The organism is Bradyrhizobium sp. HKCCYLRH1034 (assembly GCF_051168375.1).
Taxonomy (GTDB): Bacteria; Pseudomonadota; Alphaproteobacteria; order Rhizobiales; family Xanthobacteraceae; genus Bradyrhizobium.
The window spans coordinates 129870-148447 of the sequence record NZ_JBNPUW010000006.1; the positions used below are offsets into that span (position 1 = coordinate 129870).

Here is an 18578-nt window from a genome sequence, read left to right on the forward strand (position 1 = left end):
CAACGCCCGGCTCGAGAGCGCGGCGCGACGACGTGGAGAGATGGCATGACGGATCGGGTGTTGCAGCCGTTGCGGGAGATCGACGCAGGCGTGCTCCGCATTGCCTATGTCGAGAGCGGGCCGGCCGATGGCCCCGTCGTCATCCTGCTGCACGGCTATCCCTACGATATCCACTCCTATGTCGAGGTCGCGCCGCGCCTCGCCGCGCAGGGCTGCCGCGTCATCGTGCCCTATCTGCGCGGCTATGGACCCACTCGTTTCCGCAACGCATCGACGCCGCGCTCGGGCCAGCAGGCCGCGGTCGGCGCCGATCTGGTCGCGCTGATGGATGCGCTGGCGATCCCGCGCGCCGTGTTCGCCGGCTATGATTGGGGTGGCAGGGCCGCCTGCGTCGGCGCGACGCTGTGGCCCGAGCGCTGCACGGGCCTGGTCTCCGTGAACGGCTATCTGATCCAGGACATCGCGCGGGCATTGGAGCCGGCGCCGGTGCCGCGCGAGTTCGCGTTCTGGTATCAGTGGTACTTCCAGACCGAGCGCGGCCGCGCCGGGCTCGCCGCCCACCGCGCCGACATCGCACGGCTGCTGTGGCGGCAATGGTCGCCGCACTGGCGCTTCGACGATGCGACCTTCGCGCGCGCGGCGGAGGCGTTCGACAATCCCGATCACGTCGATGTCGTGATCCACAGCTATCGGCATCGCTACGGGCTGGCCGATGGGGATCCGCGCTATCAGGAGCTGGAGCGGCGATTGGCGACCCTGCCCGTCATCACCGTGCCTACGATCACGCTCGATGGCGACGCCGACGGCGTGATCCCGGCGACGGACGGCCAGGCGCATGCTGCGAAGTTCGGCAACCGGATCGGCCATCGCGTGATCGCGCGGGCCGGCCACAATTTGCCGCAGGAAGAGCCGGAGGCGTTCGCCGCCGCCGTGACGGAGCTGCTGCGCTGAACGCTTCAGGCCCGCGCCGGGCTCAGCTTCCAGGCCGCGAGCAACAGGCCCGCGGTCATCAGGCCGCAGACGATGGCGGCCTCGGGCAGCGCGAGCGCCAGCGCCGCGGTCGCCGCCCAGCCGATCGAGGAGAACGCCTCGGCAAAGGTCGCCAGCCGCGACGAGGTCTGGCGGCGGCGAAACTGGCTGCGACGCGCCTGGATCCGGAACCAGAGCTGGATGGCCGTGGAGGAGACGGTCGCGACCAGAACGGCAACGGCTGTGACCACCGCCTGCGCCGGTGCGCCCCAACCGAGCGCAAGCACGAGCGGAGCGAAGATCATCGCGATCGTGATCAGCACGACCTCGACCTTGGCGCGCACGATGCGCGTCGCCGGCAGCGGCGCCGTCGCCACCAGCTCGGGCGCGTCCTCGCCGGAGATGGTGAGCCAGGCGAGGCCGCCCGCGAGCTGGCCCGCCGCCATCACGACGACCGGCGTGATCAGGAACACCGCCTGCGAGCTGTCGGAGTAGCTGCGCCACAGCAGCAGCGCCGGAGGCACCAGATAGAGCAATTGCATCAGCGTCTGCGAGATCAGCCAGGGATCGCGCCGCAGCAGCATGAACTCCTTGCGCCGCAGCGACTGCTGCCGCGAGCCGCCCCGAAACGACCTGAGGCGTGCGCCGGCGCGGCTGGAGATGCCCTGGGCCGCGGCGCTGATCGCGGTGTCGGCGAAGCGCGGCGAGAACACCATCATGACGACGCCGAGCAACAACAGTCCGGCTGCCAGCAGAATCAGCAGCGCCTGGCCGTCGCCGAGCGCCGCTCGAGCCGGCAGCCAAACAAGACTGTCGGGATCGGGCGCGATGGCGGCCGCGGCATCCGAGGTGAGGATGGCGAAGCGCGACAGCGTGCCATAGGACACGATCGCCGCGATCTGCAGCACGATGACGAAGCCGGCGCCGATCACGGCCGCCAGGATCTGGGCGACCAGCCGCGTTCGCGCCGGACCAATGAGGCGGAACAGGACGATCGTGATGGCAATGGCGACCGCGGCCGCCGACAGGCCGACGGCCGCGACCACGACGAACGCCGCGAGCCAGCGCGTGCCACCCTCGATCAGCAGCACGTCGACGAAGGGGGTCGCGAGCAGCAGCGCCATGCTGGTCACGGAGAGCGCGATCGCCGCGATCCGGACGGAGAAGATCTCGGCCAGCCGCACCGGCGACGACATGATGAGATCGAGGTCGGCACGGGCGTAGAACACGCGTGTGACGGATTCGATCGCCTGCGACAGCATCAGCGCCCAGGACAGCATGATGGTCGCGGTGATGACGATCAGCGCGGTCTTGTCGAGCGGCAGCTCGAGATCGGCGTAGCGACCGACCACGACCCAGGCCGGCAGATGCATGAGGGCGCCGAACAGCACGAGACCGATGATGGCGGCCCGCGTGCGGCGGCGCCTGCCGGCCGTGATCATGCCGAGCCATTCCCGCCAGGCGAGCCGGAGCTCGTGACGGGCGAACCAGGCGAGCGTCGCCGCCCGCGTCATGCCGCGGACTCGACGTCGACCAGTGCGATGAACAACTCCTCCAGGCTGGTGTCGGTGCGTCCGTTCTGCTGGCGCAGCTCGGCCAGAGTGCCTTCGGCGACGACGCGCCCGGCGGCGATCACGCCGATCCGGTCGGCCATGCGCTCGGCGACTTCGAGAATGTGCGTGGTCATGATCACCGTGCCGCCGCGGCGGACGCGCTCGGCGAGCAGGCCCTTGACGTGCCGCGCCGACACCGCGTCCAGGCCCGTCAGCGGCTCGTCCAGGATGATCAGCCGCGGGTCGTGGATCAGCGCGCCGGCGAGCGCGACCTTCTGGCGCATGCCCTTGGAAAAGCCTTCGCAGCGCTCGTGCAGATGCGGCTCCAGCCCGAGCGAGACCAGAAGTTCGGTTGCCGCGTTACTCGAGGCCGCCGGATCGATGCCCCACAGTCCGGCGACGAACTCGAGATATTCGAGCGGCGTGAGCTTGTCGTAGATCATGGGCTCGTCGGAGACCCAGGCCATCACCTGCTTGGCGGCGATCGGGTCGCGCAGTGCATCGATGCCGAAGATCTCGATCCGCCCGGCATCCGGCCGCAGCAGGCCCGCGACCATGCGCAGCGTCGTCGTCTTGCCGGCGCCGTTCGGGCCGACCAGTGCATAGAATTCACCCGAGCGCACCACGAGGTCGAGCGCATCGACCGCCGGCCGCTCGAAACATTTCGTCAGTCCTCGCACGGCGAGGGCGGGGCTGCCTGGGGTCATGACGGCACTATCGCCTCGTTCGGTTCGCGTCTGCAATGTGGATGCAACTCGTTGCGGCGCGGTGAACGAGCCGCCGCATCGTGTCCTTCGGTGCCGGCCGGTTCCGTCGGCGCACTGGCCGCATTCCTGCCGTCCTCGTCCCGTGAACTCCCGGCCACGTCTCAAGTTGTGGGCACGCGGCAACGATGCGCGATCGTCAATAGTTCACGGAAGCCGTCCCCTCAGGCGACAGCGCCCGGACCTCCGCCATCAGGGGCAAGGCCTGATACCGGGAGATGCCGGTCTCGTCGATCACGAACAACGGCCGCACCTGCCGCGCATCGCTGTCCTGGATCATCGCCATCCGCTGATTGTCGAGCATCAGCCAATGCCCGTCGAGGCGCGCCGCCGCGACGGCGTGATCCTCGTCCCGGACGACATCGTGCAGGATCACGATCCGCAGATCGTCGATGGCAACGCCGGCCATCCGAAGCGCGACGAGCTTGGCGATCGCGTAGTCCTCACAATCGCCGGCACGGCGTTCGAAGGTAGCGAGAGGGGAGGCCCACACGTCCACCTGGCCATATTGAGCGAGATCACTGGCCGGCCGGATGGCCAGATTGACCGCCCGATTGATCTCGCCGAGCCTTGCCCGTCCCGCCCGGAGACGGCCCTGATCGATGATCGCCAGCAGGCTGAGGGCGGCAGGGGAGACGCAGCGCTCGCGGTCGCCATCGCACAGCGCAAGCTGCACGCGCTCGTCTTCGAGCTTGCGCGCGAGCGCCAACCATTTGTCGCGCAACGGGCCTGCTTCCAGGCCGACCCGCGGCAGGCCGAATGGCTCGGCCGTATCCTCGATGGCGGTTGCGAACCCCAATGGCTGCGCGACAGGACCGGCGCCCGCTGGGCTGCCGATCCATATGGCGGCGCTGGCGGCCGCGACCGCCAGCGATGCGCGCATCAGCGCGAGAAAATTCATGTGACGCCCCGTGCCCGGATCTCGGCCGGCGCGACGCAGCGCCTGACGGAACCGGATGCTTGTTGGGGGTCAGCATGGGTGCGAAGGCTTGGCCTCTGCTTAAAACCGGCAATCCGGCGACCAAATCGCAGGATTTACGCTGAACGTTGTGTTGCTCCGATGCGACAAATCCTAGCGAAAGCTGAACGATGGTCGCGAAGGTCTGGAGGGTTCGCGGTGAAGTTGTGCTTCGAACCCATCCGCAGCTCCTGCCAAATTGATGCAATTCGTCGATTCTTGTTCTCCCACCCGCAGTCCTCCACTTGAAATCCGTTGTCAGGGGTAAGCCGGTGCGGATGTTGATGTCGGCAAAGGTATTGGATGGCCTATGAATACTTGGAATTACTTTGATTTTCTGAAGCGACGTGAATTTTGACTTGGCAGGTCTCGGCCGGGGTCAGCTTTAAAGAGGGCAGAAACTCGACAACATCGTAGCGATCCCGCGGAAGCCGCCGTTTTTGGCCACCTGAAGCACAAGCTGAAGGTGGTTCCGCCAGACACTTGCCAGTGATATGCACGCCTTGAACACTCATTCTTATGTATTCATTAACCATAGTCGGTGGCCCCTTGAATTACGCTGGCAATTTTGACGCCGCGCTTTTCTCCGAAGGCCGGGGCGCCTCTTCGCACGGTCACGTGCGGCTGGAGACGCCGCATGCCCATGCGCCGACCGACGCGATCGTCGTTCCGGACGCGCATTTTCTGTTCAATGCCGATTTCAAGCGGTCTGGTCTCGACCTGATCCTGTCGTCCGACGGACGCGAGATGGTGCTGCCGGACTATTTCAAGGGCGAGAAACGCGCGCCGCTGGCCTCGCCGGACGGCGCGCATCTGAACGGCGACCTCGTCAACGCGCTCTCCGGCGCGGTGCAGGTCAGCCAGGCCGGGGCGGCCGCGAGCGTGAGCAAGGTCATCGGCCATGTGACCAAGCTGCAGGGCACCGCGACGGTCATCCGCAACGGCGTTTCGATCCTCCTTCACAACGGCGACAACGTCGAGAAGGGCGACGTCGTCCAGTCCGGCTCGGATTCGACGCTCGGCATCACCTTCATCGACGGCACCGTGTTCGGCCTGTCGTCGAATGCGCGGATGGTGCTGAATGAAATGGTGTACGACCCCAACGGGTCGAACAATTCCTCGCTGATCAGCCTCGTCGCCGGCACGATCTCGTTCGTGGCCGGCGAGACCGCCAAGCATGGCGACATGAAGGTCGACACGCCCGTGGCGACCATGGGCATTCGCGGCACGGCCGTGCTGGTCGAGATCGACTTCACGGTGCCGGGGCAGGGCAGTCTGCCCGATGCCAAGTTCCAGGTGCTGGTCGAGCCCGATGGCCACACCGGCTCCTACGTTCTGTTCGACAAGACGACGCTGCAGCCGATCGCTGTGGTGAATCAGGCCGGACAGCAGATCCAGATCAGCAACGGAATCGTGAATCAGAGCGCTGTCCCGCTCACGCCGGACATCCAGAAGCTCATCAATGACGTCTTCACGCTGAAGTTCACCGACAACAGCAATCCGAAGTCGACGACCCATTTCACCGACATCGGGGTGCCGCAGACGCTGACGCCGCTGACCTTGCCCAATGGCACCAGCGCGACGCCGATCATCCGCGTGGTCGACGACACCGGCGCGACGACCGGGACTGGCCAGACCGGCGAGCAGCTGTCGCACATCCCGGGTCCGCCGGAAGTCAGGATTCTCGATACCGGCGGCCGGCTGACGACGGCTTTCGGAATTATGGAGCGCGCCGGTCAGACCGGGAACGGCGCCGATCTCGACGCCGTGCTCAGTCGCGTCAATTTCGTCGACGTCAATGGCATCGACCGGCCGACGGTGTCCGTCAGTTTCAGTTCCTACGCCTATAAGAGCGCGCAGCAGGCCGACGTCACGGCCTCGTTGAATGCCCTACAATTGCAGGACGTCCTGGCGACCGCGGTGAAGATCACGGTCACGCCCGATCCGAACAACAAGAATTTCGGCACGGCGACGCTGACCTACAGCGTTCCCGACAAGTATTTCGATTTTTTGGCGGCAGGTGAAACGCTGACGCTGACTTACATCGTCCGCGTCGACAACAACTTTGCGCCGTCCAACGAATTCGCTCTGGTCCCGATCACGATCACCGTGACGGGGACCAACGACAAGCCCGAGATCGTCGCGAGCGTCCAGACCATCGCGTTCGAGGGCGGCACCAGCGTGCCCGGCGGCCCGCTGACATCGGACGATCCGACCTCAGGCACGCTGACCTTCACGGACGTTGATCTCACGGACAGCCATACCGTCTCGGCGAAGCTGACCAGCGCGGTTTTGGAGGGCGGCGGCAGCATTCCGCCGGCCCCGTTCGCGCTGTTCGAACAGGCCCTGACTGCGTCTCTGGCCTCCGACAGCACCGGAAGCGGCACCGGCAAGATCAATTGGAGCTTCGCCAACCTGCCGGTCTATGTCGCGGATTTCATTCCCGCAGGCCAGACGCTGACGCTCACCTACACCGTGACCGTGACGGACTCGCAAGGCGCGACATCGACGCAGACGGTCACGGTGACGATCACCGGCACCGACGATCCGGCGGTGGTCTGGATCGCCACGACGCAGCCTGGCGAGAGCAGCGGGGGGCAGGTTCATCTGTGGAGCGACGGCGCGAACTGGGCAACCGGTCTGGCTCCGACCGCCGATGATGACGTCATCATCATCACCGATCAGCTGCACGGCCTGACGCCGGCCTTTCCGGTGACGATCGATGACGACGCCTACGCCTATGCCAAATCGGTCACGCTGAATGATTTCGGCGGCGGCGCCGTTCCGGAGCTCGACAATAACGGCACGCTGACGATCAGCGGCGCGCTGACGGCCAAGGCCGACTCGCTCATCTACAACTTCTCGGGTGCGACGATCACCGTCGGCGGCTCGGTGCAGATCCTCGAGCAAAGCGAGTTTCACAATGCCGGCACCGTGCTGCTGGCTGGTGGCGGCGTGTTCGGGGCGAGCGCCGGCATCTTCAACACCGGAACGATCGAGCTGTCCGGCGGTACGCTGACCGTGCACGGCGACGTCACCAACGGCGGTGAGGACTCCTCCGGCCTCATCCAGGTCGACCAGGGCGCGACGCTGACCCTGGAGGGTGGCAGCATCGATGGCGGCACCATTCTGATCCAGGGAATGCCGATCGTTCAGAATTTTGGCACGCTGGAGAACGACGGGCAAACGCCGCCGCAAGCCAACGGTCTGCTCGTCCTGAAAGGCGGAGCCGACATCAGCAATGGCCAGCTGACCAATTTCGGCGCGGTCGATGTGTCTGGCGCCGGAAATGCCATCTCGAACGAGATCGTCACGAACGTCGGCCTGATCGACATCAAGGCGGGTGGCGCGCTCGCGCTCGCCAACGACACCAGCATCGACAATACCGATGGTACGATCACGGTCGAAGACGCCGGAACGCTGACCCTGTCACAGGCGCGCGTCAGCGGCGGCACGCTGATCAACGAGTCCGGCGGAGCGGTGGCCCTGATCGGCCACGCCGCGCTGATCGGCGGGACGCTCGACAATTTCGACACGATCGCCGTGTCCGGCAGCGGCAATGCGTTCGAGGACGAGACGATCACCAATGCGAACGCCGCCGCGATCACCATTGCGCTGGCTGGTGCTCTCTCTCTGAGCGGCACGAGCATCGCCGGCGGCGCTATCACCAGCCATGGGACGATCTCCGTCGACGGCGACAGCACGATCGACGGCAGCGCCGTCGCTGGCGGAGAACTGCTGATCGGCGAGACCGGTCCGCTTGCGGAAATGACGGCGATCCTGACCGTTCAGGGCGGCGCGTCGTTGACCGACGTCGGCATCACGATCGGCGACGGCTCGACGCTCGAGGTCGCTGCAGACGAGACCGCGACCCTGGCCGGTGTCACCGTCGACAATTCCGGCACAGTCCAGGTGGACGACGGCGCGGTGCTAGTGATCGAGAGCAGCACGATCACCGGCGGCGATCTCGTCAACCACGGCATCGTGCATGTCGAGACTGCGGTGGCGACCACGTTCGACAATGTCACCATCGATAACACGGACGGTCAGATCATCATCGATGAGGATGGTGAGATGCCGGTCCCGTCGACGCTGGTGCTCGACGGGAGCACGACGCTCACGGGCGGCACCTTGAAGATCCAGATCGCGGGCACGCTGGAGATCGCCGGTCACGTGACGCTGAGCGGGGTAGACGTCGAGAATCTCCACGTCTTCACCGTCGATCTCGGCGCTTACCTCGATCTCGCCGACACCAAGGTGAGCGGCGATGGTGAGCTGCATGTCCATGGCACGATCACGGCGAGCGGCACGAGCGGCCTCAGTGGAACGATCTACAACGACGGCACGATCGAGATCACGGGCGGTACGTTCGAGATCACTGGCGATGTCCAAGGCTCCGGCCAGATCAAGGTCGATGCCGACGCCATCCTGAAGATCGACGGCCATATCGAACAGACGATCGACTTCAGCAGCAAGGGAAGCAGCGAGATCGTCATCGACGACGCCAGCTTCTCCGCCAAACTCGCCGGCCTCGGAGTAGGCGACAAGATCGATCTACAGACGATCAAATGGACGGAGGCCACGACGGCGTCTTACGATGCGGACACGGGCGTACTTACCGTCGTCGATGGCCAAGGGCACAGCATCGCCCTCACACTTGTCGGCGATTTCAGCGACTTGCATTTCGCCGGTAGCAAAGACGCGAATGGTGGCACTCTGATCACCCTGATCGCTGATGACACTGCGCCGGTGATCACAGATGCCGGCCGGCCGGGTGCGATCACGGAAGCGGCAGCGCAGACGGGCGCGTCCGATCCGCAGAGAGCCAGCGGAAGCATTCATTTCGCCGATGTCGACCTGACCGATCGGCCGACCGCATCGATCGGTACGCAAAGCGTGACCTGGACTGCGTCTGACCAGCAGACCGATCTGTCGAATCAGCTGAACTCGGATCAGATCGCTGCGCTCGAACACGCCCTGCGGCTCAGCCAGGGCGGCAACGCCAACAATGGCAAGATCGACTGGACCTATGCCATTGCGGACGGGAAGCTGGATTTTCTCGGCGCCGGCCAGACCGTTATGGTGACCACCACGGTTCAGGTCGATGATCACCAGGGCCGTATGGTGGCCTCGGACATTGTGATCACCATCACTGGCACCAACGATCTGCCGGTCGTGACGAGCGATGCGCAGGCGGCCGACGTCGCCGAGCGTGCGGCCAAGTCCGGCTCGGATCTGCCCGACACCGCGAGCGGCACCATCACCTTCACGGACGCGGATGTCACCGACACGCATGTCCTGAAGGTGATCGGCGACGTCGCGACCTCGGGCAACGACGGCGGCTTGCCGTCGGACATGACCGTGCTCAAGAGCTGGCTGTCACTCGGTGCGCTCACCGAGTCCGGCAACGGTGCGGGATCGCAGGCCTGGAGCTTCGCTGCCAGCGACAAGGCGTTCGACTATCTCGGAGCCGGCCAGCACGTGACGCTGACCTACACAATCGAGATCGCCGACGGCCACGGCGGCGTTCAGAACGTGCCCGTGACCATCACGGTCAATGGCGCCGAGGACGCGCCCGTCATCGCCGGCGAGACCGATCCGACCGTGCAGACCGTCGTCCTGGCCGAGCGGGCGACCGTGCTGGCGAGCACCGCCAAGACCAATGCCGAGGGCATGCCGACCGAGACGTTCGATCGCGTGTCGGAGGGCTCGATCTCCGACAACGGGCGCGGTCACGGCAGCTTCTACAGCGAGGCGCTGCACGCAACCTTCACGGCCAGCGGCAATGCGGGAATCGTGCACGGCTCCTCCCCGGTGTCGGCGGCGCCCTACATGGCCGACGGCGCCGACAAGACCAACTATCTCAGCGTCGGCAGCCACGCCCAGGAGACCATCACCTTCGACAGCGTCAAGAACAGCTTCGGGCTGTATTGGGGCTCGGTCGACAGCTACAACAGCATCTCCTTCTACAACGGCAACAAGCTGGTGGCGTCCTACACGGGCAGCGACGTCGCGCCGCTGCTCGCCAATGGCGGGCAGGCGTCGCTGGCCTCGAACGGCTATGTCGAGTTTCTCGGCCTGTCGCCGTTCAACAAGGTGGTGCTCGCCAGCAGCCAGAATGCGTTCGAGCTCGACAGTGTTTCGGCCGGCTTCATCGCCGATCAGCCGGTGAAATTGACGAGCGGCATGTCCGGCACCTTGACGGTGCTCGACAGGGATGTCGGCGACACGCTGACCGCTTCGGTGGTCCAGAACGGCGTGATCAAATACAATGGCTTGCCGAGCCTGCCCTCGAACGCGCATGTCCAGGCGCTGGCCGATGCCCACGCGATCACCTTCGACAGCGCGATATCCGATGGCGGCTCCGAGGTGCTGCACTGGACATATCATCCGGCCGATGTGAACCTGGATTTTCTCAATCCCGGTGACACGCTGACCGTGACCTATCAGGCGGACGTCAGCGACGGCCGAGGCGGAACTGCGACCAAGGCGCTGACCGTCACGTTGGCCGGCAACGGCGCATCGACGATCAACGGCACGGACCAGAACGACAATTTCGTCAATGTCGGCGGCGGCGTGACGATCTTCGGCAAGGACGGCAACGACACCTTCGTCTTCAACCCGCATTTCGGCAGCGCCACGATCGGCGATTTCGATCTCAACAAGGACATCGTCGAGCTCGATCATTCGCTGTTTGCCAGCGTCGAAGCGATGGTCGCTGCCGCGCAGTCGGCCAATGGCGGCCACGACACCGTCATCACCGATGCGGTGCATGATACGCTCACGCTCAAGGGGGTGACGTTGGATCAATTCAAGGCGCATCACGACGGTTTCCACCTCGTCTGAGCCCGCACGTCCGTCTGCGATGCGGGCGCCGGCGTTGCCAAGCCGAGCGCTCTTTGGAGACGATCAGACGCCTCGGATCGCCCGCCTCGGCGTGATATCGGATGCTGCATGAAGCGATTGAGAGCAGTTCCTCGATGGTTCGCACGCAAGTTCGGCTTTGCGCGCCTGATGTGCCTGGTGCTGCTGGTCGCCTTCGCGGCGCTGCGCGCTGCCGATCCCGCGCCGATGCAGGAGCTACGCCTCCGCGCCTTCGACAACTTCCAGGCGTTCAGCCCCCGGGTCAAGACGATGCGCCCGGTCACCATCGTCGACATCGATGAGAAGAGTGTCGCCGACCCCAAGCTCGGTCAGTGGCCATGGCCGCGGACGCGGATCGCCGAGATCGTCGACAAACTGACGCAGCTCGGCGCGCTTGTCATCGCCTTCGACGTCGTGTTCGCCGAGCCGGACCGGCTGAATCCCGCGATTGCAGCTGAGACCTTTCCCAGCCTCGACGAAGCGACGCGCGAAAAGCTGAGGGCGCTGCCGTCGAACGATCAGGTGCTCGCCGATTCCCTGCGCCGGTCGCGCGTCGTCCTCGGCGAGACGGCGAGCCGCGACGTGCGGGCCGAACCCGACAAGACGCTGCCGGAGACCGGATTTGCGATGGTAGGGGAGCCCATCCCCTTCATGGAGCCGTTCCCGGGGCTGTTGCGCAACGTGCCGCTGATCGAGCATGCGGCGGCCGGCCGGGGCCTGTTCACGATCGAGCCGGAGCGTGACGGCATCGTCCGCCGGGTGCCCATGGTCATGCGAGCCCAGGACATCAAGATGCTGGCGCTGAGCTTCGAAATGCTGCGGGTCCTGACCGGGTCCGGCACTGTTCTGGTCAAGGCCGATCCAGGCGGTATCACCAGCATCGGGCTGGGCAGCGTTCACATTCCGACTGACGGCAACGGCAAGATCTGGGTCCATTACGCCAATCATGACCCATCCATCTATGTCTCCGCCATCGACGTGCTCGAGGGCCGCGTACCACCGGAGAAGATCGCGAGGAAGCTGATCCTGATCGGGCCATCCGCGATTGGCCTGAATGACATCAAGACAACACCTGTCTATTCGGCGATGCCGGGCGTCGAGGTGCACGCCCAGGTGCTGGAGTCGGTGCTCACCGGGTCGATCCTGGCGCGGCCTTATTGGGGCGTCGTGGTCGAGTTCTTTGGCGCGCTCCTGCTAGGGCTGCTCGTCATCGTCTTCGCTCCGCAGCTCGGCGCCATTACGCTGGTGATCGTGGGAGCGGTGTTCGCGAGCGCGCTGCTTGGCCTGTCTTGGTACTTCTACACCCAGCACCGGCTCCTGATCGACTTCACCTATCCGATGCTGTCGACGACGGCGATCTATCTGACGCTGATCTTCGCCAATTTCGTCCGCGAGCAGAATCAGCGCCGGCAGATGCGCTCGGTGTTCGGGCAATATCTGTCGCCGGTGCTGGTCGAGCAGCTTGCCCAATCGCCGCCGACGCTGGGCGGCGAGGAGCGCGAGATCACGGTGATGTTCTCGGACGTGCGCGGCTTCACCACGATCTCGGAGAGCTACAAGCACGATCCGCAGGGCTTGACGCAGCTGATGAACCGCTTCCTCACGCCGCTGACCAACGCCATCATCGCCCGCAAGGGCTATGTCGACAAATACATGGGCGACGCCATCATGGCGTTCTGGAACGCGCCGCTCGCCGACAAGGATCATCAGATCAATGCCTGCGAGGCGGCGCTCGACATGCTCGAGCGGATCGATCAGGTGAACGGCGAACGCGAGCAGGAGGCCGAGCATGGCGGCCACGTCTACATTCCGCTCAAGGTCGGCATCGGCCTCAACACCGGCATCGGCGTGGTCGGCAACATGGGCTCCGACCTGAAGTTCAACTATTCGGCGCTTGGCGACAGCGTCAACCTCGCGTCGCGCCTGGAGGGCCAGACCAAGGAGTACGGCTTTCCGATCATCGTCGGCTCGGCGACTGCGATGGCCGTGAAGGACCGGCTCGCGATTCTCGAGCTCGACTTCATCATGGTCAAGGGTAAGACCGAACCGGAGGTGATCTACGCCATCGCCGGCCGCGAGGACGTGATGTACTCCGAGCGCTTCCAGTTGCTCCGCAACCTCACCATCGAGATGCTGGCGAGCTATCGCAGCCGCGATTGGGAAGGGGCGCTGGCCGCGATCGAGCGCGGCCGCAAGAGCGACCAGGGACAAGACTTGGCCAAGCTTTATGATCTCTATGACGCACGCATCCGCAACTACCAGGTCAATCCGCCGCCCGAGGATTGGAACGGGGCGTACGCACTGCTGACGAAGTAGCCGGTGGTCCGTTCCCGAGTTCGCATCATGTCGCGGCGGCCTCGTTGGCCTGGTCCGGTGCCCGCGCGATGAGTATGCTCATCATTTGCAGACCACATAAGCCGAATAGGGCGGGCAACGCTTGCTGCGCTCATCCGTGCCGGGGACGGGGCGGGTGGAATGCCGTGGCGGGAGACTTCGCTTGGCACGCGGCAGCTTGCCCGCATCCTGCTTCGATGACGATGGGACGAAGGGGTTTACAGGCCCATTGGATGATGTCTGGGCGTCCACCGCCGCGAGCTTGCCGATGAATGCGAGCGACAGGATGACGAGCTTGACCGAACGATAGCGCGCTCCAGTCTGCGGGACGGGTACAAGGATAGCGCAATCGAGCAGGCGTCGAGCGCATCGCGTTTGTTGCGAGGTTGCAACAGCGGGATAAGAAGCAACTTGTGTCATGTGACGTCGATTGCATGAATCTGCGCGTGCTTGTAGCATTTTTCTACTCAAGATAGAAAGTGCATGCAGATGGGGGGCATCGATGCAGTCTTCTGAGGACGGGAGTGCGGCCGGTTTGACGCAGGGCAGGCCGGCACGGGGTGCGATCAAGCGTTTCACTCTACCAGTTGCGGGCAGCCTCATTGCTGCTGTGGCTTGTGTGCTCGGGGCGGGCGCGGTGTCGGCCGCGGATCTCCCGGTCAAGGCGCCGCCTCCGCCGGTCTCGTTGTGGGAGTTCGAGGTCGGCGCCCGCTATTTCTACAGTTCGGGCCGCACCCGCTACACGTTGGGCGATCCTTTCGTCGCTGGCCAAACCAATTCTCTGCTGACCTACAAGAATCTCAACAGCCAGGCCGGCGAGGGGTTCGCCAGGGCCGATCACAGTTTGGGTTTCTTCGCCAAGGGCTTTGCGGGCGGTGGCAACATCTTCAGCGGCAGGCTCAACGACGAAGACTTCCCGCCGGCCGTCATTCCGTACTCGAATACGGACAGCAGCGTGAACAGCGGCAGGCTTTGGTACGGCACGATCGACGCCGGCTACAATTTCTGGAGGGGGCCGGCGTTCAAGGTCGGCGGCTTCGTCGGCTACAATCATTTCTACGAAACCGTGAACGCATACGGATGTACCCAGGTCGCGACCAATCCGTTTATCTGTGGTCTCGATCCTGTTGCGGGGGGCGTGCTGGTGCTCAGCAAGACCGAGAACTGGGATTCGCTCCGCGTGGGGTTGAACGGCGTCTTCAAGCTCGGCCAGAACTGGAACGTCACCCTCGATGGCGCCGTTCTGCCCTATGTCCGGCTGAGCGGATTCGACAATCACTGGCTGCGGCCCGACATCAATCCGCTTCCGCAATCTGGAAATGGCTGGGGCTACCAGCTCGAGGGCATTGTGTCATACGACGTGACGAGAAATTTCAGCGTCGGCGTCGGTGGCCGCTATTGGTACGCCCGGACGACCAGTGGGACCACCCAATTTCCTGGAGTCCCGGGGTCGCCCACGACCTTCAGCTACGAGCGGTACGGCGGCTTTCTCCAGGCCTCCTACAAGTTTGACTCGGGCGCCTTCGGGAAATGAAATACTGGCTATCGTGCTGAGGAGGAAGCCCGGCAAAACGCCGGGCTTCTTTCTTTGCGAGCGCGACGGCAGCCGGCCCGGTCAGTTATTCCGCCCCGATCGTCGTCAGGTCCTGGAACCAGTGTTGCGCCTGCACGAACTTCTTGACCTTCGGCGATAGCGCGTGCGGGTTGGTGTCGTGCACGACCCAGACCAGCACCGCATCGTCGACCACAGCCGCATGCGCCTGCGCGATCAACTCGTCCTGCTTGGCCGGATCGAACGTCTGCTTGGCTTCAGCAATCAGCGCATCGACCTTGGGATTCTTGTAGCCGCCCCAGTTGACGCCAACGGGCGCGATCTGGTCGGAGGCGAAGAAGCGGACGATCGCGTAGAGCGGGTCCGATGTGACATAGGCGATGTTGTTGGCGGTGATGCCGGCGTTCATCTCGTCGGCGGCGCCCTTGCGCCAATGCGTGTACAGCGTCTCCAACTCGACGACCTTGAAGTCGATGTCGATGCCGATCTCCTTGAAGCTCTGCTGCAGATATTCGTTCATCGGCAGCGACAGCATCTGGCCGGTGCCGCCCTGCGCGATGATGAAGGTCGTCTTCAGCGGCTTGGCTGGCGAATAGCCGGCTTCCTCGACCAGCTTCTTGGCGGTGGCGAGATCGTATTTCAGCTCGAAGCTCGGCTTGCCGAACCACGGGCTCGACGGGTCGACCTGGCCCTTGGCGGGCTTGGCGAGGCCGTTCATCAGCCCGACCACTTCGTCGCGATTGATCGCGAGATTGAGCGCCTTGCGCAGGCGGATGTCGGTCCAGGGCGAGCCCGGCAGCACGCTGAGATGATAGTTCCAGACATGCGGTGTGACGTTGTCGACGAGCTTCATGCCGGCCGCCTTGAGCTGCGGCACGGCGTCCGGCGCCGGCGTCTCGATCAGATCGACCTGGCCGGCGAGCAGCGCGTTGGTGCGGGTCAGCGCTTCCGGCATCGGCACGAGCACGAGCTTGTCCGTCTTCGGCAGCCGGTCCTTGTTCCAATATTCGGAATTCTTGGTGAGCTCCGCGAGCTCGCGCGGCACCAGTCTGGTCAGCTTGAATGGTCCCGTGCCGGAGGGCTGACTGGCGAACTTGTCCCAATCCTTGCCGAGCTTCTCGTACTGCGCCGGGCTCGAAATCAGGAACCACAGCATCTGATAGGGGAAGAAGGAGTCGACCGTCTTGGTGGTGATCTCGATCGTGGAGTCGTCGATCTTGGCGTAGCTCGCGACTGAGGGAAGGCGTGTTTTGACCTGCGCGCTCTGCCGCTTGTCGAACTGCGGTGCCTTATCGTTGAGCACCTTGTCCAGATTCCAGATCACCGCATCGGCATTGAAGTCGCTGCCATCGTGGAACTTGACCCCCTTGCGCAGGGTGAAGCGCCATTTGGTCTTGTCGGCCTCGTCGATCTTCCATTCGGTGGCGAGGCCGGGAATGAGCTTGCCCGGTCTGTCGGCGATGCTCATGTCCCAGGCCACCAGCGGATCATAGATCGTGTAGCCGGTAAACTGATAGGCGCCGGCGCCGCGATCGGGCTGGCCCGTCGTCAGCGGAATGTCCGCCATCGAGATGCCGTAGCGCAGAACCGTTTCGGCCCGCGCCGCGACCGCGGAAAGACTGAGCGCGAGCGCAGTGGCGAGTAATGAGAATCGGATACGCATGAAGATGAAGCTCCGTTGAAACCGGATCAAATTCGACGCGCAAGACCTGCAATCGGGGTGCCAAGCCTCTGACCGGATCGTTCGAGCACAAACGGTTGTGACCTCGCGTCGCAGGCACGAGATCGGGAGCACCGCTGGCATAGGCGTTGCATAATGCTGCCCAGAATTTAGCCAGCGGATCGGAGACCTTGATCGTGCTTTTGCGTATTGCTACGTCAATGACGACGCGCGTGGCCGTTGCGGCCGCCATGATGACCAGCGCTGCCATCCTCGTGCTGCCGGCGCAGGCGGGCGCGGAAACCGTATTGCGCATCGGCATGACTGCCGCAGACATTCCGCGCACGCTCGGCCAGCCCGATCAGGGCTTCGAGGGCAACCGCTTCACCGGCCTCACGATGTACGACGCGCTGACGATGTGGGACCTGTCGTCGGCGGACAAGCCGAGCGTCGTCATTCCCGGCCTCGCCACCGAGTGGAAGGTCGACGATGCCGACAAGACCAAGTGGACGTTCAAGCTGCGTCCCGGCGTCACCTTCCATGACGGCGCGCCGTTCAATGCCGACGCCGTGGTGTGGAACGTCGAGAAGGTGCTGAAGCAGGACGCGCCGCAGTTCGATCCGAGCCAGGTCGGCGTCACCGCCTCGCGCATGCCGACGCTGGCATCGGCGCGCAAGATCGACGATCTCACCGTCGAACTGACGACGAAGGAGCCGGACAGCTTCCTGCCGATCAACCTCACCAATCTGTTCATGGCGAGCCCGACGAAGTGGCAGAAACTCTATGAGTCCGCGACCGGCGCCGACGACAAGGCGAAGTCGCAAGCCGCCTGGGCCGCCTTCGCCAAGGATGCCTCGGGCACCGGTCCGTGGAAGATGGCGAAGTTCACGCCGCGCGAGCGGCTGGAGCTGGTCAAGAACGATGCCTATTGGGACAAGGCGCGTGTGCCCAAGGCCGACAAGATGATCCTGCTGCCGATGCCCGAGGCGAACGCGCGCACCGCGGCGCTGCTGTCCGGACAGGTCGACTGGGTCGAGGCGCCGGCGCCAGATGCGCTGCCGGAGATCAAGCAGCGCGGCTTCAAGCTCTACGCCAACGAGCAGCCGCATGTCTGGCCCTGGCAGTTCTCGCGCGTCGAAGGCTCGCCGTGGAACGACATCCGCGTTCGCAAGGCCGCCAACCTCTGCATCGATCGCGAGGGCCTGCGCGACGGCCTGCTTGCCGGACTGATGGTGCCGGCGACCGGAACCTTCGAGAAGGGCCATCCCTGGCGCGGCAACGTCACCTTCGAGATCAAGTACGACAAGGCGGCCGCGCAGAAGCTGATGCAGGAGGCTGGCTACGGCCCGAACAAGAAGCTCGAGGTCAAGACGCAGACGTCGGCGTCGGGCTCGGGCCAGATGCAGCCGCTGCCGATGAACGAATATCTGCAGCAGGCACTGGCCGAGTGCTATTTCGACGTCAAGCTCGACGTCATCGAGTGGAACACGCTGTTCACCAACTGGCGCCGCGGCGCCAAGGATCCGTCCGCCAACGGCGCCAGCGCCACCAACGTCACCTACGCGGCGATGGACCCCTTCTTTGCGCTGGTGCGCTTCCTGCAGTCCTCGATGGCGCCGCCGGTCTCCAACAACTGGGGTTTCATCAACAACCCGAAGTTCGATGAGCTGGTGAAGAAGGCGCGCCAGACTTTCGATCCGGCCGAGCGCGACAAGGCGCTGGCGGAGCTGCATGCGGCGTCGGTCGATGACGCGGCGTTCCTCTACGTGGCGCACGACGTCGGCCCGCGCGCGATGAGCCCGAAGGTGAAGGGCGTGGTGCAGCCGAAGAGCTGGTTCATCGACTTCTCGCCGATCTCGGTGGAGTAGCCGTTCGCGTGGTGGAGTATTTGTCCACGTTCGCAGGCTGATCTCGCCGCTTGCCC

9 protein-coding genes are annotated in these 18578 nt (G+C 64.5%); 5 read left to right on the forward strand and 4 right to left on the reverse strand.

The annotated features are described in order from the left end of the window. Positions 1-45 precede the first annotated feature (45 nt). Positions 46-951 (forward strand): alpha/beta fold hydrolase, encoded by a 906-nt coding sequence (locus tag ACQR0W_RS16075; RefSeq protein ID WP_316169573.1) that lies wholly within the window; start codon positions 46-48, stop codon positions 949-951. A 5-nt stretch (positions 952-956) separates the two neighbouring features. Here ACQR0W_RS16075 and ACQR0W_RS16080 read toward each other — a convergent pair whose 3' ends face one another. From ACQR0W_RS16080 to ACQR0W_RS16090, 3 genes are all read right to left on the reverse strand, one after another. Next, a complete protein-coding gene (locus tag ACQR0W_RS16080) occupies positions 957-2483 on the reverse strand; it encodes a permease (RefSeq protein WP_316169572.1) in 1527 nt (508 codons plus the stop codon). Then, positions 2480-3229, reverse strand: a complete 750-nt coding sequence (locus tag ACQR0W_RS16085) for an ABC transporter ATP-binding protein (protein WP_315825910.1) — start codon at positions 3227-3229, stop codon at positions 2480-2482. Before ACQR0W_RS16085 ends, ACQR0W_RS16080 begins: the two co-directional genes overlap by 4 nt. 196 nt (positions 3230-3425) lie before the next feature. After that, positions 3426-4187 (reverse strand): transglutaminase-like cysteine peptidase, encoded by a 762-nt coding sequence (locus ACQR0W_RS16090; protein ID WP_315825911.1) that lies wholly within the window; start codon positions 4185-4187, stop codon positions 3426-3428. Positions 4188-4793: 606 nt separating this feature from the next. Here ACQR0W_RS16090 and ACQR0W_RS16095 point away from each other — a divergent pair. The 3 genes from ACQR0W_RS16095 (at position 4794) to ACQR0W_RS16105 (ending at position 14976) form a co-directional block, all read left to right on the forward strand. Further along, positions 4794-11090 (forward strand): Npun_F0296 family exosortase-dependent surface protein, encoded by a 6297-nt coding sequence (locus ACQR0W_RS16095; RefSeq protein WP_316169571.1) that lies wholly within the window; start codon positions 4794-4796, stop codon positions 11088-11090. Between the two features lie 108 nt (positions 11091-11198). Then, positions 11199-13424 carry a CHASE2 domain-containing protein gene (locus ACQR0W_RS16100; protein ID WP_316169570.1) on the forward strand — a complete coding sequence of 742 codons (2226 nt, stop codon included), beginning with the start codon at positions 11199-11201 and terminating at the stop codon, positions 13422-13424. Between the two features lie 520 nt (positions 13425-13944). Next, complete coding sequence (locus ACQR0W_RS16105; RefSeq protein WP_316169569.1) at positions 13945-14976, forward strand: hypothetical protein; 1032 nt, start codon at positions 13945-13947, stop codon at positions 14974-14976. A gap of 85 nt (positions 14977-15061) precedes the next feature. Here the strand turns inward: ACQR0W_RS16105 and ACQR0W_RS16110 are convergent, their stop codons facing one another. Next, on the reverse strand, positions 15062-16657 hold the full coding sequence (locus tag ACQR0W_RS16110; protein WP_315713710.1) for an ABC transporter substrate-binding protein: 1596 nt from the start codon (positions 16655-16657) through the stop codon (positions 15062-15064). 218 nt (positions 16658-16875) lie between these two features. Between ACQR0W_RS16110 and ACQR0W_RS16115 the strand changes: the two genes are divergently transcribed. Then, positions 16876-18522 carry an ABC transporter substrate-binding protein gene (locus ACQR0W_RS16115; protein WP_410051225.1) on the forward strand — a complete coding sequence of 549 codons (1647 nt, stop codon included), beginning with the start codon at positions 16876-16878 and terminating at the stop codon, positions 18520-18522. The last annotated feature ends 56 nt before the right edge of the window (positions 18523-18578 follow it).